This window comes from Mesorhizobium sp. P2_E6 (genome assembly GCF_056403835.1).
The window spans coordinates 483,249-503,786 of record NZ_JBFUEQ010000004.1 but is presented as its reverse complement, the minus strand read 5'-3'; the positions used below and the strand labels follow the sequence as shown (position 1 = coordinate 503,786).

General features: G+C 60.0%; 19 protein-coding genes. 4 read left to right on the top strand and 15 right to left on the bottom strand.

Going from position 1 to position 20,538, the window contains the following annotated elements; genetic code table 11:
- Positions 1 to 3 precede the first annotated feature (3 nt).
- Together AC1D08_RS13170 and AC1D08_RS13165 are read right to left on the bottom strand one after the other, a co-directional pair.
- Entirely contained in the window at positions 4 to 663 is a 660-nt protein-coding gene (locus tag AC1D08_RS13170) for a DUF2848 domain-containing protein (RefSeq protein ID WP_477423284.1), read from the bottom strand.
- Entirely contained in the window at positions 660 to 2,009 is a 1,350-nt protein-coding gene (locus AC1D08_RS13165) for an amidase (RefSeq protein ID WP_477423282.1), read from the bottom strand. Before AC1D08_RS13165 ends, AC1D08_RS13170 begins: the two co-directional genes overlap by 4 nt.
- Positions 2,010 to 2,232: 223 nt before the next feature.
- On the opposite strand from AC1D08_RS13165, the gene AC1D08_RS13160 reads away from it, so the two are divergent.
- Positions 2,233 to 2,787, top strand: a complete 555-nt coding sequence (locus AC1D08_RS13160) for a TIGR02444 family protein (protein ID WP_477423280.1) — start codon at positions 2,233 to 2,235, stop codon at positions 2,785 to 2,787.
- A gap of 189 nt (positions 2,788 to 2,976) precedes the next feature.
- Positions 2,977 to 4,431 carry an NAD-dependent succinate-semialdehyde dehydrogenase gene (locus tag AC1D08_RS13155; protein ID WP_457155170.1) on the top strand — a complete coding sequence of 485 codons (1,455 nt, stop codon included), beginning with the start codon at positions 2,977 to 2,979 and terminating at the stop codon, positions 4,429 to 4,431.
- A 109-nt stretch (positions 4,432 to 4,540) separates the two neighbouring features.
- Here AC1D08_RS13155 and AC1D08_RS13150 read toward each other — a convergent pair whose 3' ends face one another.
- The 5 genes from AC1D08_RS13150 to AC1D08_RS13130 form a co-directional block, all read right to left on the bottom strand.
- Positions 4,541 to 5,917: an aminotransferase class III-fold pyridoxal phosphate-dependent enzyme gene (locus AC1D08_RS13150; protein WP_477423278.1), complete on the bottom strand. Its 1,377-nt coding sequence runs from the start codon at positions 5,915 to 5,917 to the stop codon at positions 4,541 to 4,543.
- Between the two features lie 101 nt (positions 5,918 to 6,018).
- Entirely contained in the window at positions 6,019 to 7,206 is a 1,188-nt protein-coding gene (locus tag AC1D08_RS13145; protein ID WP_457154295.1) for an ABC transporter ATP-binding protein, read from the bottom strand.
- 71 nt (positions 7,207 to 7,277) lie between these two features.
- Positions 7,278 to 8,111, bottom strand: coding sequence for an ABC transporter permease (locus tag AC1D08_RS13140; RefSeq protein WP_457154294.1), 834 nt, complete (start codon positions 8,109 to 8,111; stop codon positions 7,278 to 7,280).
- A gap of 5 nt (positions 8,112 to 8,116) precedes the next feature.
- Positions 8,117 to 9,373, bottom strand: coding sequence for an ABC transporter permease (locus AC1D08_RS13135; RefSeq protein ID WP_477423276.1), 1,257 nt, complete (start codon positions 9,371 to 9,373; stop codon positions 8,117 to 8,119).
- Between the two features lie 23 nt (positions 9,374 to 9,396).
- Positions 9,397 to 10,470, bottom strand: a complete 1,074-nt coding sequence (locus AC1D08_RS13130; protein WP_477423275.1) for an extracellular solute-binding protein — start codon at positions 10,468 to 10,470, stop codon at positions 9,397 to 9,399.
- A gap of 390 nt (positions 10,471 to 10,860) precedes the next feature.
- Between AC1D08_RS13130 and AC1D08_RS13125 the strand changes: the two genes are divergently transcribed.
- On the top strand, positions 10,861 to 12,357 hold the full coding sequence (locus AC1D08_RS13125) for a 4-hydroxyphenylacetate 3-hydroxylase family protein (protein ID WP_477423273.1): 1,497 nt from the start codon (positions 10,861 to 10,863) through the stop codon (positions 12,355 to 12,357).
- Between the two features lie 30 nt (positions 12,358 to 12,387).
- Entirely contained in the window at positions 12,388 to 12,939 is a 552-nt protein-coding gene (locus AC1D08_RS13120) for a flavin reductase family protein (RefSeq protein ID WP_457154695.1), read from the top strand.
- A gap of 403 nt (positions 12,940 to 13,342) precedes the next feature.
- Here the strand turns inward: AC1D08_RS13120 and AC1D08_RS13115 are convergent, their stop codons facing one another.
- From AC1D08_RS13115 to AC1D08_RS13080, 8 genes are all read right to left on the bottom strand, one after another.
- On the bottom strand, positions 13,343 to 14,827 hold the full coding sequence (locus tag AC1D08_RS13115) for a UbiD family decarboxylase (protein ID WP_457154694.1): 1,485 nt from the start codon (positions 14,825 to 14,827) through the stop codon (positions 13,343 to 13,345).
- A gap of 175 nt (positions 14,828 to 15,002) precedes the next feature.
- Entirely contained in the window at positions 15,003 to 15,482 is a 480-nt protein-coding gene (locus AC1D08_RS13110) for a MarR family winged helix-turn-helix transcriptional regulator (protein WP_477423270.1), read from the bottom strand.
- 97 nt (positions 15,483 to 15,579) lie between these two features.
- Positions 15,580 to 16,821: an amidohydrolase family protein gene (locus AC1D08_RS13105; protein ID WP_477423269.1), complete on the bottom strand. Its 1,242-nt coding sequence runs from the start codon at positions 16,819 to 16,821 to the stop codon at positions 15,580 to 15,582.
- Positions 16,818 to 17,174, bottom strand: coding sequence for a hypothetical protein (locus AC1D08_RS13100; RefSeq protein WP_477423267.1), 357 nt, complete (start codon positions 17,172 to 17,174; stop codon positions 16,818 to 16,820). The genes AC1D08_RS13105 and AC1D08_RS13100 overlap by 4 nt, the downstream gene beginning before the upstream one ends.
- Entirely contained in the window at positions 17,161 to 17,526 is a 366-nt protein-coding gene (locus AC1D08_RS13095; protein ID WP_457153350.1) for a Rieske (2Fe-2S) protein, read from the bottom strand. The genes AC1D08_RS13100 and AC1D08_RS13095 overlap by 14 nt, the downstream gene beginning before the upstream one ends.
- A gap of 219 nt (positions 17,527 to 17,745) precedes the next feature.
- Positions 17,746 to 18,036: a YciI family protein gene (locus tag AC1D08_RS13090; RefSeq protein ID WP_457153351.1), complete on the bottom strand. Its 291-nt coding sequence runs from the start codon at positions 18,034 to 18,036 to the stop codon at positions 17,746 to 17,748.
- Positions 18,037 to 18,109: 73 nt separating this feature from the next.
- On the bottom strand, positions 18,110 to 19,300 hold the full coding sequence (locus AC1D08_RS13085) for an alpha-hydroxy acid oxidase (RefSeq protein WP_477423354.1): 1,191 nt from the start codon (positions 19,298 to 19,300) through the stop codon (positions 18,110 to 18,112).
- A 148-nt stretch (positions 19,301 to 19,448) separates the two neighbouring features.
- A complete protein-coding gene (locus AC1D08_RS13080) occupies positions 19,449 to 20,507 on the bottom strand; it encodes a C-terminal binding protein (protein ID WP_457153352.1) in 1,059 nt (352 codons plus the stop codon).
- Positions 20,508 to 20,538: the final 31 nt, after the last annotated feature.

Here is a 20,538-nt window from a genome sequence, read left to right as displayed (position 1 = left end):
CGATTATCCTCGTTCGGGTAAGCTTATGGTCGAATAAGAGGCGGTCAGGCTCTCTCCGGTCAGCGGATCGCGAAGCGTCATCTCGAAACGCTCGGATGCGCCGATCTCTCCTTGCACCGCGAGCGTTCCGCAAAACATCGCAGAACCATCAGCCATCGTTTCCTTGCCCGTCCCAAGTCGGATCAGTTCCGCTGGCGGTCGCATCGTGCGCAGCGTTCCCTCCTGGTAGAGGCGTCGCTCGCCTCCAACTACGACATGAGATTGAATCTCGAGGTCGTCCCATCGATCGGCGACGTCGGCGAACCGCCACAGAATGCGCCCGACGGGTTTGGCGCACATCTGCTTGGACAAGGTGACGCCGACCGTCTCGGCCTTGCGGTCCGTATGATCGGAACCGATCCCCACCCAGAGTTCACCGGAAAGCGAGAAAATCACCGGTTCGACTTCGCCGCTGGAAGCTGTCCCCATCACCTCGATGGTCTCGTTCGTCGTCAGCAGGGACGACGCGACGCGATAGAAGATCGGGGTTGCTTCGGGACGCCGTACACCGAGCGCCTCAAGTTCGAGGATATGCTTTTCGACCGCCTCCTGATTGCGCCCGGTCCAGCCCGCGATCGTCAGGTGGGTGATCTTCTTCGGATCCAGTGCCCTTGTCTGTATCATTGGAATTCTCCGCCCGTGGCCGATTGCTTCGATGGATTGCCGCCAAGGCCTGCCAAGCAGGCCTCGACCGCGCGTGCGATGGAAAGAAGCCTGTCGTCCTGGCCGGCCCGACCGACCAACATGAGGCTGGCACTTGAGCCTATGCCCGTCAGCGGCAGCGCTATGGCCGGACAGTCGAAGAAGTTCGCGACCGCCGTGTTGCGCAGCAACATGAGATTGCGCTCCGAGAAGCCTTCAGCCGTGCTGACCTGATCGAAGGTCGGCGCGACAATCGGCACGGTCGGCATTACCAGCACGTCCAATTCCTCGAAGTGCTGATCGAAGCTTCGTGCCAAGGCCTGCCGTTCACTGATCATGTCGATATAGTCGGCAGCACTGATCGAGCTTCCTCTCTGAATGCGGCTCAGAATGTTTGGATCAATGTCCGGGTTCCCGTCCAAGCGATGGCGGTGAAGGGCGAAGGCCTCAGCCGCGGCGATGCCGCCGCGCTGGTTGACAGCGCGCATGCCGTCGAATTCAGGTGCCGCGACATCCCTGACCAGCACGGATGCGCACGAGAGCGCCGCAAGCGCTGCCTCGAAGCCCTCCGACACCACACCATCAAGACCATCGAGAACAAGGCCTTGAGCGACGCCAACGCGCAAGCCAGCCAGCGACGTCGCGCGGGAAGAATGCGGCTCCTGGCCCGACATGATTGCCACCGACACCGCGCAGTCGTCGATCGTGCGCGCGATCGAACCGACGGAATCGAGCGTCATCGAAAGAGGGTACGCGCCCGTGGTCGGAATACGAGCCTTGGTCGGCTTGAACCCGACAAGACCACACAGCGCCGCTGGAATCCTGACCGATCCACCAGTGTCGGTTCCGATGCCGATGCCGCAGAACCCGTCCGCCACCGCGACCGCAGCCCCCGATGACGACCCTCCGGGTACGCGGTTCCTGTCGAGTGGATTGCGCGGCGTGCCGTAATGGGGATTCGTGCCGATGCCCGAAAATGCGAATTCGCTCATGCTCGTCTTGGCGACGATGACGGCGCCGGCCGCTCGGAGCCGATGGATGGCCGGAGCGTCTGTCCCCGCCACTCGTCCCTCGTGCAACAGGGCCTTGGATCCCGCCCGCGTTACTTCGCCCCTGACGTCGAAGAGATCCTTGATGCTGACAATGACACCATCGAGCGGACCCAAAGGCGTTCCGGTGCGCGAACGGGCGTCGGCAGCATCCGCGGCCTCCCTCGCGGCGTCGGCATAGACCGTCAGGCAGGCGCGGGAGCCTTCACCCGACGGATCGCCGATCCTGGCGAGTGCCTCCTCCAATCGCTCTCTTGCAAGGGTTGGACCGCTATGCATGGGGTCTGTTCCGTCGAACCTATTTGTATTAGTCTTTTATCTACATTAGATAGCTTCATTGAACATATAAAAGCATGAGGCCGGTCTGTCCAGCCGTTTTCGCTCGGCTAGTCGCGGCGGGCCGACGCCAGGGTCCGTTGCGGTGGCTGCATGCCGTCTCTAGACTCGGATCGCCTGCTGTTGGGACGCCGGCCGCCAACTGCCGGAGAGAGGCTATCGATCGATGACCGGGAAAGCCGACAATACCGACGGGAATGGGCTTTTCGCGCCGCATCCGTTCTGGAGTTTCTCGCTCGAAACCTATGGTCGGCCCGAAATCGGCAGCGCCTGTCTGAAACTGCAGGAGAAATTGGGCGTCGACGTCAATCTGCTGCTTTTTTGCGTCTGGTGGAGCGCGCAGCCCAGGCCAGATCTCGACCGAGAGACGTTCGGCATCATCGTCGAAAGGGCCGATGCCTGGCATAGAGAGGTCGTCCTTGTCATGCGCGCTGCTCGCCGTGCCTGCAAGGCGGGAGCCGCGTCGCTCACCGCGGATGAGGCAAAGGGGCTGCATAGGCACGTGCTTGCCAGTGAGATCGAGTGTGAGCACGGCGAGCAACTCATCATCGCGAGGACTGCTGAGGAACTGACTGCCGGGAGGGCGCCGAGAGAGGACGGCCGCCTCGCCGCACTGCACAGCAACCTACGGCACTACTTCACGCTTGCCGGCATTCGGCCGGATCGGGATGACCTCGAGGAATTGGAGCGTGTGACCGGCTGCTCCTTCACGGCGTGGTGAAATCACTCGGTTTCGCGCGAGGCCTGGTTCAACATAAGCTTCATAAAAAACATAAATTTCGTATGTTTTAATTGACTTTCGCGACGATGAAACGCAGACTTCTTCCAGCCGGTTGACGAGCCGAACGACGCAATCCGCCGCGGACATAAGGCCCGGCGCGCGACCATCAAGATACATTCCGAGGAAGCGATGACGAACGAAGCCGGCATCTCCTATCCGTCAGTGCAGCTGTTCATCGGGAACACATGGCGCAACAGCGACGACGGAGGAACCTATTCGGTCGTCAATCCGGCGACAGGACAACCAATCGGCCATGTTGCCAGCGCAACTGCGATTGACCTCGAGCGCGCGGTGGAGGCGGCACGGCTGGGCTTCGCCGAATGGCGCGCCGTCGCACCTTACCAGCGGTCGAAGATCATGCGCGCCGCGGCAGCGCTGCTGAGGGAGCGTACTGCGATTATCGCGCGGCTTTTGACGCTCGAACAAGGAAAGCCTTTGGCCGAATCGTCCGCGGAAGTGCAGGTCGCGGCCGATACGATCGAATGGTTCGCCGAAGAAAGCAGGCGCACCTACGGCAGAGTCGTGCCGTCGCGGGCGCCTGCAACACAGCAACTCGTCCTGAAGGAGCCAGTTGGCCCCGTGGCCGTTCTGACGCCATGGAACTTTCCCCTGAACCAGGCTGCCCGCAAGATCGCCGCAGCCATCGGTGCCGGTTGCTCGGTGGTAGCCAAGCCTGCAGAAGAAGCGCCAGCATGCGTCGCGGAATTGGCCAGGGCATTTCTGGATGCCGGCCTGCCGAAGGGTGTGCTCAATCTTGTCTACGGCAATCCTGCCGCCATTTCCGAATTCCTGATCGCCCATCCGGCTATTCGCAAGATTTCCTTCACCGGATCGACGGCCGTCGGCAAGAAGCTTGCTGCCCTTGCCGGCCAACACATGAAGCGCACGACGATGGAGCTTGGTGGACATGCACCCGTCCTCGTGTTCGATGATGCGAACATCTCGGCGGCCGCCAAGGTCATGGCGCAGGCCAAATTCCGGAATGCCGGACAGATCTGTGTTTCGCCGACCCGCTTCCTGATCCAGCAGGCAGCCTATGACGATTTCCTGAGCCACTTCGTGGCAGAGGCATCGACGCTGCGCATCGGCGACGGCATGAATGCGGGTACAACGATTGGACCTCTCGCCAATGAGCGGCGTCTGCATGCGATGGAAGCTCTCGTCCAGGACGCGCTGGAGCAAGGTGCGCGGCTCCGCAGCGGGGGCCGGCGCCACGGGAATATCGGCTACTACTTCGAACCGACCATCCTCTCGGAGGTGCCACTTTCCGCGAGAGCAATGAACGAGGAGCCGTTCGGGCCGATCGCGCTCTTCAGGCCGTTCGAGACGCTGGAAGAAGCGGTGGACGAGGCCAATAGGCTACCCTTTGGCCTCGCGGCCTTCGCCTTCACGCGATCGAATACAATCATATCGCAACTTGGATCGCGACTTGAGACCGGGATGTTGAGCGTCAATGACAATCTGCTGGCGCTGCCGGAAGTACCATTTGGCGGGGTCAAGGATTCTGGCCACGGTTCGGAGGGCGGGAGCGAAGCGATGGAAGCCTACATGGTCACCAAGTTGGTCAAGGTGACCGAGGCCTGACCCTTTACGGCGCGCACAGCGCGGACTGCATCCAATGACGCTGCAGCCTTTGGCGCCGCCGATGGTATTCAGGGCCACCCCGTGCTGCCTATGCGTATGGTTCCCGCATCTACGTCGCCGGATTTACCAGGTTCTTGGCGAATGCGGCTTCAACAGCCGATACGATTTGTTCGCATTCCTCGCGCTGGATAATCAAGGCCGGTGAGAAGATCATCATGTGCCCGACGATTCTGACCAGAGCGCCGGCGTCATAGGCCAGTTGCCCGAGCGTGGCCATGTACTGCTTTCCAGCGGGCGCCTTGGCCGCGCGGTCACAGACGACCTCGATCGCGAACATCAGACCCTTGCCACGGACGTTTCCGATCGTCTCGTGGCGATCAGCCATCGCCCGCATGGCTGGGATCAGGAAGTCACTTTGCACACGCGTGTTGGTGACCACGTCGAGCGCGACGGTTTCCTCGAGGCACGCAAGTGCTGCAGCGCAGCCAACCGGATGGCCTGAGTAGGTGTAGCCATGGGATATGATGCCCATCGCGTCCGTGTTGTTTTTGAAAGCCCGTTCGAGACGCTCGTTGACGACCAATGCGCCCATCGGAAAATATCCCGACGTGATTGCCTTAGCCAGGCAAATCATGTCCGGCTTGACGCCCCACCCCCGGCAGCCGAACCAGCTGCCAGTGCGGCCGAAGCCGGTAACGACCTCATCGGCGATCAGCAAGATGCCGTGACGGTCGAGGATCTGCCGCAGTCGAGGCCAATAGACTTCCGGCGGAACGATGACGCCGCCGGCACCCAGCACTGGCTCGGCGATAAAGGCGGCGATCGTATCGGCGCCCTGGAACTGGATTTCGTCCTCCACGGCGGCCAGGCACAATTCCGCGAGCCTTGTCGGATCGGCCTCATTGAAGGCATTGCGATAGTCGAACGGGACCGGAACATGGAAACAGCCCGGTAGAAGTGGTTCATATGCCCGGCGAAACGTAGTGTTGCCGTTGACGGAGGCGCCGCCGAAATGGGTCCCGTGATAGCCGCGCTTGATGGACAGAAACTTGCTGCGATCCAGTTGACCCATCATCTTCCAGTATTGTCGCGCCAGCCTGAGCGCGGTCTCGACGGAATCCGATCCGCCCGACGTGAAAAAGGCCCGTCTCATGTCCTCGGGCTGCAGCATCTCCACGAGCACATGGCTAAGTTCGATCAGGCGCTCATTGGTTGAGCCCTTGAACGCAGAATAATACGGCAGTTGCGCCAGTTGTTCGGCGATAGCATCCTTGATGGCCTGGTTCGAATAGCCGAGATTGACGTTCCATAGGCCTGCCCCGGCGTCCACCGCTTTGCGTCCGTCGTCATCGAACACATAAACCCCTTCGCCGCGCGCGATGATGCGGGGAGGGTGGGCCTCCATATCGTTGGGATGTGCCATAGGATGGTAGACGTGCTTCGCGTTGCTATCGCGCAGAAAGTTCTTGCTGGGCTGTGGCCGCATGGTCTGCTCCTTGAGCGAAATGTTGGATCTGTCGTTCTGCGTTGGATCCGTCGAGAGCGATGGACCTGCGCACGGCCGTCACAGGAATGGGTTTGCCCCAATCAAGAGTAGTGGCCAAAGCCCGTTAGCTCGAGTTGATTGCGGGCCCGTTCGACGGGCTTCGGGGATTTGAGCACCTCGTTTGGTGCAAGCACGGGTCGCGGCTCCTCCTTAAACGCGACGCAATCTGTCCAGTCCCAACGCGCCGTCACGTCCTGTCCCGCGCGGTGACCCCGGCTTTGACTGCTCGTCGGCATCTTGGCGATGAGGGACTGGCCACCCCTGAGCCGCATGATGAGCTTCGTCTGGTCGCCGAGATAGACGACCTCTTCCACCACAGCCGGAAAACTGTTCGCCGACTCGCTGCCGTCTTCGGACAAGGCCAACCTGACCTTCTCCGGCCGGATTGAGACGACGGCATTCACGTAGTTGTTGCGGATATCGCCGACCCGCGCGACGAGCCGCCCGGATCCTGATACCTCCACTTCGCACGCGTCGCCGCGAAATTGGGTCGCCAATCCCGGGAGCAGATTGTTTTCGCCAACAAAACGCGCCACGAAGGCATTCTCAGGGTGCTCGTACAGCGTTTCCGGGCCCGCCAACTGCTCAACGACGCCGTTGTTGAAGATGGCAATTCGATCGGACATTGTCAGCGCTTCCCCCTGGTCATGCGTGACGTAGACAACGGTCACGCCAAGCCGCTTGTGGATGGCTCGAATCTCAAGCTGCATCTCCTCCCTCAGCTGCCGGTCGAGCGCGCCCAATGGCTCGTCCATAAGGACGATCTTGGGCTCGAAGACGAGAGCACGGGCCAGGGCCACGCGCTGCTGCTGGCCGCCGGACAACTCGGCAGGGCGCCGTCCCGACACCTGCGGAAGGCGGACCATGTCAAGGGCACGTGCAACGTGGGCATCGATCTCGCTGCGCGACATGCCTCGGATGACAAGGGGAAAGGCGATGTTCTGGCCGACGGTCATGTGCGGAAATAGGGCGTAGTTCTGGAACACCACGCCAATGTCGCGCCTATAGGGGGGCTGGCTGGAAAGCGACTTGCCTTCGAGCAGGATTTCGCCGGAGGAGGGCGCTTCGAATCCCGCCAGCATCATCAGGGACGTCGTCTTGCCCGAGCCTGACGGTCCGAGCATGGTCAGGAATTCGCCTCTAGCAACCTTGAGATCGAGGTTGCGAACGACCCTCGTGCGCCCGTCGTAGGTTTTCGTGATGTTGAGGAATTCGACAATCGTGTCCAAGGAAGTCTCCGGTTCTTTCATTCCGATCCCGGCCGGGGGGCCTTTGGTCAGAGATGTGGATTTGGCTTGTTTCACCGAGAGCCGTTCGCGGTCGGCGGAAGCCTCTCGCGCCTCTTAAGGAATTCGAGCGCCGTCATCAGCAGCACCGCGATGACCAGCATCACCGTCGCCGCGGCAGCGATCGTGAGTTCGAACAGGTCCGTCGCCCGACTGTACATCTGCACGGGAAGGGTGCGCTGGCTCGGCCCAGCGATGAACAGGGCGGCGATGACGTCGTCGAAAGAGATTGCGAAGGCAAAAATGGCCCCGGTGACGATCCCAGGGAGGATGAGTGGAAAGGTGACGCGACGAAACGCAGTCAGCGGTCCCGCACCCAGGCTTCCGGCGGCGCGAAGCAACGTGGCGTCGAAGCGGGCGAGCGTCGCTGAAACTGTAACGACGACCATAGGCGAAGCGAGCGCCGTGTGCGCGAAGATCAAGCCCGTGTAGCTGTTGTCCAGCCCGACTTGTACCAGTGCTAGATACATGCTTACGCCGGCAATGACGCTAGGCACGATCATTGGTGTCAGGAAAATGACCATCAAGACATTCTTGCCCGCGAACTTTGCCTTCCAAAGGCCGACCGCGGCACTCACGCCCAATGCAGTCGCGAGCAATGTCGAGGCTGTGGCGACCACGACGCTGTTGATCAATGCCCGGCGCCACTCGAGCGACCCGATCAATTCCCGGTACCATCGGAGGCTGTACGTCTCGATGGGGTAATGGAAGAGCGCCAGGTCATTGAAGGACAGGGGGACAAACACAAAGATCGGTCCGATCAGGAACAGGCAAAACAGCACGCCAAAACCACGCAGGGCCCAGAAGGCAAATTTTTGCCCATTCGTTTCAAAGGGACGCGTCGACATAGGACTTACCCCACACTTAGTTTCGTGGTGCCGGCGAGCTTCGTGAACAGCCAGTAAAAGAGGTACACCGCGACGAGCAGGATCACGGACAGCGCCGCTGCAAGGCCCCAGTTCAAACTGCGGTTGACGTAGAAGACGATCATGTAGGGGATGCCTTGGTCATTCGGGCCGCCAAGAATGGCCGGAATAACGAAGACCCCAAGGCATTGTATGAACACCAGCAGAGCGCCTGCAGCGACACCCGGTCCGATCTGGGGCAGATAAACGCGACGAAAGGCAATCCAGGGAGGCGCACCCAACGATGCTGCGGCGCGCATATGCGATTGCGGCACGGACTTCATGGCGCTGTAGAGCGGCAGCACCATGTAGGGAACGAAGATGTGCAACAACGAGACGTAGACCGCGAAGCGATTGAACAGGAGCTCAAGCGGCTGGTCGATCAATCCGAAGTCCATCAGGGCCTGGTTGATGATGCCATTTCGCTGCAACAGCACCATCCAGGACAAAGTGCGAACGAGGACGGCCGTCCAAAACGGCAGCAGGACCATGAAGATCAGCAATCGGGCCACGCGGTCTGAGACGCTCGCGGTTAGATAGGCAAACGGAAATCCAAACAGGAATGCCAGGACTGTGACGACGAGCGATATTTCGAAGGTGCGCATGATTGTGGGGACAAACACGCGATCCGATACGTCCACCAGCCGGACGTGATCCTGTGGATCCCGCCTCAGGTCCAGTGATGAGAGAAGATAGAAATCAGTCAGAGGCCCACCGGCCTGCCGAATGACCGACCAAGTCGCCACCTCTTCCCATTTGGGCGAGATGCCGGCCAGAACGTGCCGGGCGTCAGCGGAGGGGGAGGTACCTTGGACAGCCGTACGCGTTCTCATCAGCAGGGCGCGCATGCCTGGCAGGCCGTAGTTGAGACGCGTCCCGGCGCGCGCGACGATTTGCGTTGCTCCGCCACTCTTCAGGTCAGCAACGAGCGCCACGAAGGCGGCATCGGGAATGGGCTCGGCGTTGCTGGGGTTCCAGTCGGCGAGCGCGGCAATGGTTGCGGGAAGGGCCTCGGAGACCCCGCTGTCCACGACACTGCGGGTCAGCAGGTTTGCGACCGGCCCGATAAAGACCAGAACCAGAAAAACAAGGAGCGGAGCAATGAGGGCAAACGCGCGGATCTTGCCCGCGCGCTGCGATCTTTTGAGATCCCGGATCAGGTGCTTTGTATCGTCGGAGACCGTGGCATCGACCTCGACAAGCACTTGATTTCCCGAACCGTACAATGTCACTGACCTGCCACCCAGGTATCGAACCTCTTGGCGAGGGCGTCATAGTTGTTGATCCAGAAATCAGCATCCGATTTGAAGGTGCTTTTCAGGTTTTCAGGATCGGTCGACACGAACGGACGGATGTCGTCTGAGGTCAGCGGCAATGCGTTGCGGTTGGGAACCGAAATGGCGAGCATATTGGTGACCGCAGCCTGCGGTTCGGGCTGCGAAGCATATTCGAGGAACTTGTAGGCATTGTCGATCTGCGGGCTCTCCGCGATGATCGCCCAATAGTCCACATGAGTGATGGCATCCTTCAGCACCGCGCCCAGATTTGTTTTCTGTGTCTTGTTGAAAAAACGAATGCCGTTGTCAAAGGTAACCGTCATGACAACCTCGCCCGATGCCAGCATCTGCCTGGATTGGCCGACATTGGTCCACCACACGATATCCTTCTTGAGTGCGTCGAGCTTCTTGAAGGCGCGGTCTACGCCCTCTGGCGTTGCCAGAACGCTGTAGACATCTGCTCCGGCGACACCATCAGCCAATAGTGCTATCTCCAGTGCATCGACCGGCGATTTGGCCATAGCCCGTTTCCCAGGCCACTTTTGCGTGTCCCAGAGATCGGCCCAGGATGTCGGCTCGGTCTTGACCACGTTCTTATCGTAGCCGAGGGCTGTGTTGTAAACCACGTACGGGATCCCGCATTCGAAGCGCGGGTCTGCGATATTGTAGTCTTTGAGATTGGGAAGCTTCGATCTGTCGATTTTTGCGAAGAACCCCTCATCGCAGCCCTGCAGAACCTCGATATCCTCGGCCGCCACAACATCCCAGGTGTTGCCGCCGCCCTCCAGCTTGGTGCGAACGGCGCCGATGCCGGCGTCACGATCGTCGACGGCGACGTCGAGTTTACTCTGCTCCTTGAAAGGGGCCAGGACGGCCTTCTTGAGCGTCTCACCCAACGGTCCGAGGCTGACCGCCACGGTCAGGTCTTCTGCGCGGCTGGCCTGAGAAGACAACAGCGCCGCACCAAACGCGAGCGCAATACCAAGCTTGAGCGCTTTCGCACTCACTGCATCATTTCCGTTCATTTCATTCTCCCATTGTTTCGCCGCAAGGCGACCGTCTTCCACATACCAGACCAAGGCTTATGTCATTGTTTTATGTTATTATTTCTTGTCGTTCCCGGGGTGTTTTCCGATACAAAAGGTCTACTGCCAGGCTTCGATAAAGCATACAGTCTGTAGATAATCTATTAGGTTTGTAATGGTGTCAAGGCATGTGCCAACGACGCACTGCGCCCGGATGAACCTGGCCTTGGCTTTCGATTCGTTGCGCGAGAAATCCGGTTCTCGGGCGAGCGGATTTCCTCCCGCTTGGGGCAGGCGCAGATTGACAGCACCCGATAAATGTACAACATATAGCTACTTGTTGTATTTATAGTCGGACTGGAACGGTCTCTGCAGATGGAGGAAAAGACGATGATTGCGGCTACCCGTGCCTCTTCGGAGGCTACCACCCCGGCGTCATCTGGGCTGCGTACAGGCGATGAATACCTGCGTTCCTTGAATGACGGGCGCGTTGTCTACGTCGACGGCGAGAAGGTGGCCAACGTTACAACGCATCCGGCCTTTGCCGCAGCTGCCCATTCGGCAGCGAGCCTCTACGACATTGCGTCGGACCCTTCGATGGCCGAGCGCATGACATACATCTCTCCGAGCTCTGGCGCACGCGTCCTGCGGGCCTACCAGATTCCACGAACCCACGCCGATCTGCGCGCCAAGCGGCTCGCTTCGGAGACTTGGTCGGAAGCGTCGTACGGCATGATGGGACGGACGCCCGACCATGTCGCGGGCTTCTTCTGCGGGTATGCAGCCGTTCCGGAAGTCTTCGCGTCAGCTGGCAAGGAATTCGGCGAGCGGGTCGTCAGTTTCTACGAGAAGATGCGGGAAAACCATCTGTGGGCCACCTATGCAATCGTTCCGCCGCAGATCGATCGATCCAAGCCCGCACACAAACAGAGCGACCCGACCCTCTATGCCGGCGTTGTCAAGGAGAAGGACGGAGGCATCGTTGTGGCCGGTGCCCAACAGCTGGCCACCGCGGGGATCTATTCCGACTATCTCTACCTGAGCTGTATCCACCCGTTGCAGCCAGGCGACGAGAACTACGCAATCGGCGTTGCCATTCCGATGAATGCGCCAGGCTTGAAACTTTATCCAAGGCGGCCCTTCGCCTTGCAGGCGAGCAACACTTTCGACCACCCCTTGAGCAGCCGCTTCGACGAGTCGGATTGCTTCGTGGTCCTCGACAATGTGTTCATTCCCTGGGAGCACGTCTTCATCTACCGCAACCTCGAAATCTGCAGGGATCAGTGGTGGAAGACGCCATCCCATCTCTACGGCAACCTTCAGGCCCAAGCGCGATATGCGACCAAGCTGCGCTTCATGATCGGCCTGGCAGCGCGGATGAACGAATCGACCGGGAATGCCAATTTGCCGCCAGTTATGGTGCAGATGGGCGAATTGGCGGCGCTGGTCTCGATCGTCGAGAACATGCTGGAGGCGCAAGAGACACTCGCCACTGTCGACGAGAAGGGCGTCCTCTGGCCGAGCAAGACTGCATTGTATTCCGTGATGGCACTGCAGTCGGAAATCAACCCACGGATGATCGAGATCATCCGTGAGCTGACAGGCTCCGCCATGATCACGATGCCATCGTCGGTCAAGGATCTGGAGAGCCCGGCAACCGCGGCCGACATGGACCGCTACATGGCGTCCGGCGTGAGCAGCGCGCGCGATCGGATCCAGCTTATGCGTCTGGCCTGGGATTTCGTCGGATCAGAGTTCGGCAACCGCCATCATCAGTACGAGAAATTCTACGGCGGTGCATCCTTCATCGTGAAACAGAACATGCTGAGGAGCTACGACATGAAACGCGCAACCGATCTCGTCGACGCCGCCTTGTCCGCGGTCTGACGCTGCATGACCGAAAGCGGGGATCGCACGATGGCGCACGAACATCTGAGTGTGGAATCAGCACGAATATTGCGTGACGCTTTCGGCACGTTTGCGACCGGGGTTGTCATTGTGACCGCCAATCACGCGGGAGAGAGGCTGGGGGCGACCGTCAGTTCGTTCAACTCGGTCTCGCTCGATCCGCCGCTAATCTCGTTCAGCATCGCGCGAAATGCCAAAGCCGTGCATGGCTGGAACAACGTCAACCAATTTGCTGTCAGCGTCCTGGCGCAATCACAGGCGGATCTGTCGACGCGCTTCGCCCGAAGCCTTGGTGACAAGTGGACGGGCGTCAGCACCTTCCCGGCCGGATCGATCGATGCTCGGTTAATTTCGGGCGCACTCCTCTGGTTCGAATGCGAGGTCTACAACCGATACGATGGTGGCGATCACATAATGATCCTAGGCAGGGTCGTCGCAGCAATGCGCAATAGCGAGGCGGCGGCGCCGCTGCTGTTCTTCGGCGGTGCCTATCGGAGCGTCGCGCCGCATACGCAAGGCGACAGGGTGCCTGACGAGGCGATGTGGCTACACGGTTGGTAAGATGTGACCGGCACCGGGCGCGTCGAGGTCAGGCGTTCCACCAACCAAGCTACGCAGTTTTGTAAAAGTCGCCGTCCAAGATCGAAAACCCCGCGTACCGCCTCAACGTGTAGCGCTTCGGCGGCTCTGAGAACAGCAACCTCACTGTCACGGTTTCGCCGTGTCCCAGCCGATTTGCGTCTGCGTTCGGATTGAGCGTTCATGGACCCGATCTGCAATGTCATCTTGCCATCGTAAACTGTAGATGGCGGATCTGTGAGCAACAGTAGGTCGCGAAGAACGATCCATATAGAAGCGCCCAAGTGGTTCTCGGTCGTAGCCAATTTCCGTATCTTCGCATGTTTGGACCGTGACCACGTCTTACCAACTCAGCGCGTAACGAAGGCTTCGCGTGAGCTATCGCTTAAGCTCCTTCGAAGAGGTGGTTCCATCGCTCTCTGATGTCATTGGCCTCTGTGATGCTGAGTGCGGATGTTCGCGGGTAGCTGGCAAGGTGTTGGAACGGAATGCAGGCGTCGATAATCATCTTGGAGTTGGAGGTCAGACCGATATCGCGGTCTGCGGCGGAGATGCGGGGGTCAAGTGACGAACTCCAGGCATTGCGCACGATATCGACATCCTCCGACGGCTCCGCGCGCGTGGTCACCGCCCACATCACATCGGCGAGATTTGACGGATCGACGTCATCGTCCACCAGCACGATCATGCGCCCCATATAGCTGTTGGCCGCAGCAATCAGACCAGCTCGTTTGGCATGCCCCGCGTAGCGCTGTTTCAGTGAGACGACGGTCATCAATTGCGACACGTGCTGCCAAGCGCCGACGACATCGGCTACGCCGGCCGCCTCGATGTTGCCCCAGATGCTGGCCGCACGGAATGGCAGCCCGAAATGGAAACGCGGCGGCTTCATTGGCGGCGAACCGAGCAGGATCGGGTCTGTGCGATGATGCGTGGCGTCGACCCGCATAACCGGCGCCGGGCGCTTCTCCGCGGCGTAATAGCCGGTGAACTCTCCGAACGGCCCCTCAGGCAAGCTCGTCTCGCTGAACGGCAGCAGCATCCCTTCCAGGACGATTTCGGCATGCGCCGGGATCGGCAGGCCCGTGACCGGACCCGGGTATACCTCGATCGGGGCACCCTTGATCGCGCCGGCGAAGTCGAGTTCGGACGCCCCTTCTGGAAGATATTCGAAGCCGGCGATGAAAATCGCCGGATCTTCGCCATTCACGATTGCGATCGGACAGGGCTGACCGCGATCCCAGTACTTCTTCGAGATCATCGCCCCATGGCGGCCATTGTGATCGAATTGGACCGTCACCCGGTTCCTGTCGTGGACCTGGACGCGGTAGATCGAACAGTTGACCCAACCCGTGTCAGGATCGCGGGTGATAACGACACTACCGGATCCGATGTAGGCCCCGCCGTCGTTGCGATGCCAAATCGGGCTGGGATATTGCGATAGATCGACATCATCGCCCGTCACGGAGTTTTCGAGATAGGGTGCATCCTTGATCTGGTTCGGTGAAACAGGTTTGAGACCGCCGCGCATGGTCTTCCAGGCCTTCAGGGCTTCCAGCGGTGGCAGGTTCGGATCGATGCCCAGGGCAAGAGCAGCACGGCGTGCGCTGACTGTCGCATTGGTGAAGATCCTATTGCCCGCTGGCTGACCTGGAATTGCATCGAACAGCAGTGCCGGGCAACGCGGGTGCCCGGCAGCTACCTCCGTGATGGCGCCGATTTCATGCTCGAGCGCTGCGCCGGAGACACGTCGCAGATCGCCGATTGCCTCAACGAGCGAAACGAAGTCGCGTAGATCTCTGTATGCAACGGCCATTTCAAACCTCGGTGTTTTTCTGTTCGCCCGGCCCAGTTTCGGTGGACCGGTCATTTGTCAAATTGCCTGCCGGTTCAGCGCGTGAGCACGATCAGAGTCAACATTAATACAACACATATATAAATCCATAGCTATGTTTTGTTGCTTTTTATTGTCGACTTTTGATCGCGGCACGTTCGGCGGAGGGCAGCGGGATCGTTGCAGTCGCGATGCCGTTTGGGCGCCACTTTCAGGCTTGAAGCCGGTCCTTGCCGCTCGACCGTCCGGTTTGCGGATATTCCGACGACAGAGCATCCGCAATTCGATCCAGTGCAGAGAACAGAACCTTGATTTCCTGTGCTGACATGCCTTGCTTGGCCGTGACATTCACGATCGAAGCTCGATCGAGAAGACGCGGACGCAGCCCAGCACCTGCGGGCGTCAAGAACACGTTGATGTTTCGCCGATCCGACGAATTTCGCCGGCGCTCGACGAAGCCAAGGCGCTCGAGTTCATCCAGGATGGTGGTGGAAGATGCTGTTTCGACGCCAACCCGCCGAGACAGCTCCGTCTGCGTCAGGCCATCCTCTTCCCAGAGCCGTTCAAGATGGACGAATTGCCCAAATGTTACATCCTCCTTCGCCAATTCCAAGCGAAGCGCACGACTAAACGCCATGTGCGCCAACCTGAGTCGCTTACCCAGGCCAATCTCCGATTTCGTGTCTGGCAACGGTTGTCCTCCTGCACCAATTGTGGACGTCGGCATTCGCCGATCTACCAAATGCCGCGACCCGACTACACGAAAATTGGCGCTGGTCCCTTTCAATTCATGCAGCAGGCGAGGCGATCCTCTCGGCCTTGCGGGCATGTTTCCATGGCGCGTAGCTCGGCTCCAGCTTGAAGAGCGATTGCGCGGTGCCGCCAAGGATGGCACGCTTGGCGCCCTCGGAGATAAACGGCAAGTCATAGATCGTGCTCGGCAGATCCATATCCCAGTGCGGATAATCCGACGAATAAAGCAACTGGCTTTCGGCCTTGATCATCTTGAAGGTCAGTTCGAGCGCTTCTCGATTCTCCACCATTTCCATTGGCTGAGACGTGTAAAACATCTCGCGCATGTAGTCGCTGGGCTTGCGCTTCAGCAAAGGCGCGTCGGAACTGCGCATCATATACTCGTTGTCCAGCCGCTGCATCAGGAAAGGCACCCAGGCCAGTCCGCTCTCGATCCATACCGTTTTCAAGCGCGGAAAGCGTTCTGGCAGACCATTGACCAGCCAGTTCGTCATATGCACCATATTGTGCCAGACGAAGCCTAGCGCATGAACCGAGATAAACCGGTTCATCAGGGCAGTCGATTTGTCGCCCCAAGTGTAGGCGGCGTGAAAGCCGAGCGGCAGGTCGCGTTCCTGCAGGGCCGCGTAAACCTTCATGTAGGCGTTGTCGTGAACGCCCTTGTAGTGGGTTGAGGTGACCATGAAACCGATCACCCCCTTCCGGTCCCCGAATTCCTCGATCACCTTCAGGCAGGCGTCGGGATCGTTGAAGGGGAGGTAGAGCATGGAAGTCAGGCGCGGCTCTTCGGCCAGAACATTGTCGCATAGCCAGCGATTGTAGGCTCGGGCGAGGGCGGTTTCGACCTCGATGCGCGGACAGGTAGCAATGTTGAGCATCGGCGTGGGGAACATGCAGGCCATGTCCACGCCCATCGAATCCATCCACCGCCGCATCAGCGTGATGTCGCGATGGATCGTTGGCGGAACCTTTTCGCGGCTGCGCAGGGGATAGCGCGCTACTCGGCCGGTCATCTCCTGGTAGGAACCGTCGACCGACGTCACCCCGCCTCGGGCCATGCCTTGGTATTTTGCCTCCATGCGCAACACCGGATCGTCGATATATTCGGCGATCTCCTGGAACGCTTCCGTTTCGTAGTGGTGGGAATCAACGTCAACGATCAGGAAATCCTCGTAGCCGCGGGCAAGCGCCTGCTGCTTGGCATGATCAAGGTGAACCTCGGTGTCGAAGTTTTCGCGAGACGGCTCGATGAGATGGTTTCCGGGCGTGAAGGTCATGTCTCTGGATCTCCGTCTTGGATGTATTGGTTGTCACGCCGGCTGGAGCCGACCTTGGTCATCGCCTGCCAGGCCGCGAGTTCGAAGACTTCGATTCCCGCGCTTTCGAGGATAGCGGTACTGGCGATGACCGCATCGGTGGCCGAGAGGCGGCTGTTGCCGACTGCCAGCCGTATCGGGAGATTGCTCTGCGCTTTGGCCGCGAGGACACGAAGCAGCGCGGTGATGGTGCCAGCGAGCTGAGATTCCGAGATGGTGTCCAGATGGTCGGCATCGACTGCCAGTTCGCAGTGCCGGATGAGGTCTCCCGCCAGATCCTCGAAATTTGGTGCGGGTGCGCTAGATGTCGACATAGATGCCGCCGTCACGAGTCACGACGTCGAATTTTCGCAGTTGCAATCGCGCGTCACAGACATGCTTTCCGGTTGCCAAGTGGAATTCATAGCCATGCCAGGGGCAGACGATGTGCATGTCGTCCGTGTTGAAGCGCTGCCCAGTGAACAGGCCGGCGCCGTCGATGACGTCCTCGACCTGGGGGAGTTTGAGACCTTCACAGGCCGGCCCGCCCTGGTGCGGACAGAGGTTGCGGTACGCGTAAAAGGCATTGCCCTGATGGATGACGCCAATCTCCAGCAAGTCATGCTTGATGACGCGCGTCGTGCCCTCAGGCAGTTCGTCGATGTTGCAAACAAAATGCTCAGCCATGTATTTTTCGACCTCAAATTGATAAGGTACCTTACTATATTCCAGTATCACCGCGCGTCAAGTGTTGGCGCTTCCCCTGAGGCGAAGTTTTTCAGCCCGGGCTGCATGCGCTCTGACGAATTCCAACGATAAGACGCGCCATCAGGCTGGGTGCGACCGCGCACAGGCGGCGTCGATCGCCCCATCCCCACGTCAAAGCGCAGGGTCATTCCGGAGAGCTCAGATCGACTGGCCCTTTTCGACTGATTTGCGAAAGAAGCGGACAGGATAGTCTTCGAACAGGCCGGCAAGGACGAACGGGTCGTTGCCAATGAGTTCTTCTGCCTCCTGCCTGTTGTCGGTATCGATGATCAACACCTGGCCGAAACGCTCGGACTGGTCGTCGGAAAGGATCGGCCCAGCCAGCCAGAGCTTCTCCATTCTGGTGATCCAGTATGCGTCGTGGGCAGCGCGGTTGGCCGTCCGCAGGTCAATCGTGTTGGGCCGGCTTTTCATGATGGCGATGAACAATGTTATCTCCCTTCCGAGCGACGATTTTGCGATTGGTACTCAACCTTGGATGCCGGCCCGGCAGGGGCTGTGCTCAAGGCCTTGTCAGGAACGAACTGTCGATTTCGCCGACCGTGTTTGCGCCGAGCATCGCCATGTCCCGGTCGATCTCCTGGCCGATCAACTGGATGGCATGGCGCACGCCCCCGCCGCCCAGCACGGCTGCGAACAGGAATGGCCGGCCGATGAAGACGAAGTCCGCACCTGCGGCCAGTGCCTTCAGCACGTCGGTTCCGCGCCGCACACCGCCGTCGAGCATGACACGCATGCCGTTGGCTTGCTGAACGATCTGCGGAAGCACATGCAAGGGCGATATCGCACCGTCCAACTGGCGCCCTCCGTGGTTCGAAACGATGATGCCGTCGACGCCGCATTCACGTGCCCTGGCCGCATCCTGAGCGGCAAGGATGCCCTTGAGAACGAAGGTGCCTTTCCAACGGTCGCGGATAGACTGGACATGGCTCCAGTTCAGCTGATCGCGCGCACCGATCGATCGCACCAGATTGCGTGAGAGAATCGGCGGGCCGCGGAAGGCGTCCATGTTCTCGAAACGCGGAACGCCCGTTGTCATCGTCCGTGCAAAAGTCCCGATCGACCAGCGCGGGTGAAGCAGGCCGTCGAGGGCCAGTCGAAGGCTCGGGCGAAGCGGAATGCTGAAGCCGGTCCGGATGTTGTTTTCCCGGTTGGCCGGCACTGGAAGATCGACGGTCAGCACAAAGGTTTCGTAGCCGGCCGCCGCGACGCGGTCGACCATCGCCTTGATCCGCTCGGGCTCGCCAGGAAGGTAAGATTGAAACCATCTGGCCGAACCCTCGGCGGCAAGCCGCTCGAGAGGCATGATCGATGTTGCGCTGACGATCATCGGAATGTTCTCGTCGGCGGCGGCCCGGGCAAGCACGAGGTCGCCTTCGAACGTCGACAAGCCGCTCAAGCCCATCGGGGCAATGCCGATCGGAAGTCGGTACTCGCGGCCAAACAGCACGGTGGCCGGGCTGCGGGCCGAAACATCCACGAGCACTCTTGGCACCAAGGCGGCCTTGAGAAAGGCGCTGCGGTTGGCGGCAAAGGACTGGCCCGTTTCCGCGGCGCCGGCATAATATTCGTAGATCGGACGCGGTAGCCTGCGGCGGGCTATGGTCTGGAAATCGTCGAGGTTCAGAACGGAAGTCAGCGCCCGTGCGGATCTCGACGATTGCCGTCTTCGTTCGGTGACAATTGTCGCCATTTTCGCGGGGTTGCCGGGAAGGTCGCCTGCCGGGGTCGAGGCAGCCACCCCAGTGGTTCGCAGGTCGAGTTCGTGTTTTGGCGAGTTGCCGGCATTCACGTTACGGGTGCCAAGCAATGCGTTCTGGTCATCGGTCATGATCGCGCCGTCAACTGGTCGACATGACGAGCCCGGCTTGCTCGCGCTCGGTTGCATTCGACTGCCAGCCCGCATTCACATTGTTGCGCAGCTTTCCACGCAGGAAGAAGTCGTGAATTACCTCGGCGGCGAGTGTGCGCATGTCGACGTAGGAGGCCTCGGAAAAGAACGCCGCGTGCGGCGTCAGCGCCAAGCGACCTGCAAGCCATGGCTCCCGGCTCAACCACGCGGCGAGCAGCGGCGAGGCGACATCCGGCGGTTCGCTGGGGAGAACATCCAAGCCGGCAGCGCCGAGATGGCCCGACCGCAGCGCGGCCTCCACGGCATTCAAGTCGACCAGCTTGCCTCTTGCGATGTTGATGAGGATGGCGCCGGGCTTCATCTGCGCCAGCCGCGCCGCATTCATGAGCGAATGCGTCTCTGGCGTCAGCGGGGTATGAAGGCTCACCACATCGGAGGCGGCTAGCAATTCCTCAAGCGAACCCGCCCGCTTGAGGCCTATGCCCAGCTCGTGGCCCTCCGGCAAGAGCGGGTCATAGTAGACGACCTTCATATCGAATGCGCTTGCGCGCCGTGCCACGGCGGTTCCGATGCGGCCAAGGCCGACCGCGCCAAAGGTGGTTCCACGCAGACGGCGAACCACCGGAACGTTCTCGGCGAAATACTCGCCCACAGGGTTCGCCCTCAGCCGAGCTTCATAGCTTCCAAGCCCCCGAGCCAAATGCAGCAACAATGCCAGGGCGTGATCGGCCACTTCCGTTGTGCCGTAGTTCGGCACGTTGCAAACGGGGATGCCGCGCCCGGTGCAAGCGGCGAGATCAATGTTGTCGAAGCCAACGCCGACCCGCACGATAAGCCGGCAGTTGTCCAGCATCGCGACAATGCCTGCGTCTATCCGCACGCGATGCCAGACAAGGAGTGCATCGCAGGATCGCCATACAGCTTCCGGAATCGCCCTGGCATCGTTCTCGTCGTGAACGTCGTATTCGAAGCTGTCTCCGGTCACCGACCGCTCGATGTCGAGGACCTTCACGTATGTATCGGGAACCAGTATCCTGAGTTTTGCCATGGCCGACGGGTTCCGCCTGTAAAACAGTCTG

Excerpts from the sequence above, each read along its gene's own strand:
- AC1D08_RS13170 (WP_477423284.1), bottom strand. The coding sequence starts at position 663 with ATGATACAGACAAGGGCACTGGATCCGAAGAAGATCACCCACCTGACG.
- AC1D08_RS13165 (WP_477423282.1), bottom strand. The coding sequence starts at position 2,009 with ATGCATAGCGGTCCAACCCTTGCAAGAGAGCGATTGGAGGAGGCACTC.
- AC1D08_RS13160 (WP_477423280.1), top strand. The coding sequence starts at position 2,233 with ATGACCGGGAAAGCCGACAATACCGACGGGAATGGGCTTTTCGCGCCG.
- AC1D08_RS13155 (WP_457155170.1), top strand. The coding sequence starts at position 2,977 with ATGACGAACGAAGCCGGCATCTCCTATCCGTCAGTGCAGCTGTTCATC.
- AC1D08_RS13150 (WP_477423278.1), bottom strand. The coding sequence starts at position 5,917 with ATGCGGCCACAGCCCAGCAAGAACTTTCTGCGCGATAGCAACGCGAAG.
- AC1D08_RS13140 (WP_457154294.1), bottom strand. The coding sequence starts at position 8,111 with ATGTCGACGCGTCCCTTTGAAACGAATGGGCAAAAATTTGCCTTCTGG.
- AC1D08_RS13130 (WP_477423275.1), bottom strand. The coding sequence starts at position 10,470 with ATGAACGGAAATGATGCAGTGAGTGCGAAAGCGCTCAAGCTTGGTATT.
- AC1D08_RS13125 (WP_477423273.1), top strand. The coding sequence starts at position 10,861 with ATGATTGCGGCTACCCGTGCCTCTTCGGAGGCTACCACCCCGGCGTCA.
- AC1D08_RS13120 (WP_457154695.1), top strand. The coding sequence starts at position 12,388 with ATGGCGCACGAACATCTGAGTGTGGAATCAGCACGAATATTGCGTGAC.
- AC1D08_RS13115 (WP_457154694.1), bottom strand. The coding sequence starts at position 14,827 with ATGACCGGTCCACCGAAACTGGGCCGGGCGAACAGAAAAACACCGAGG.
- AC1D08_RS13105 (WP_477423269.1), bottom strand. The coding sequence starts at position 16,821 with ATGACCTTCACGCCCGGAAACCATCTCATCGAGCCGTCTCGCGAAAAC.
- AC1D08_RS13100 (WP_477423267.1), bottom strand. The coding sequence starts at position 17,174 with ATGTCGACATCTAGCGCACCCGCACCAAATTTCGAGGATCTGGCGGGA.
- AC1D08_RS13095 (WP_457153350.1), bottom strand. The coding sequence starts at position 17,526 with ATGGCTGAGCATTTTGTTTGCAACATCGACGAACTGCCTGAGGGCACG.
- AC1D08_RS13085 (WP_477423354.1), bottom strand. The coding sequence starts at position 19,300 with ATGGCGACAATTGTCACCGAACGAAGACGGCAATCGTCGAGATCCGCA.
- AC1D08_RS13080 (WP_457153352.1), bottom strand. The coding sequence starts at position 20,507 with ATGGCAAAACTCAGGATACTGGTTCCCGATACATACGTGAAGGTCCTC.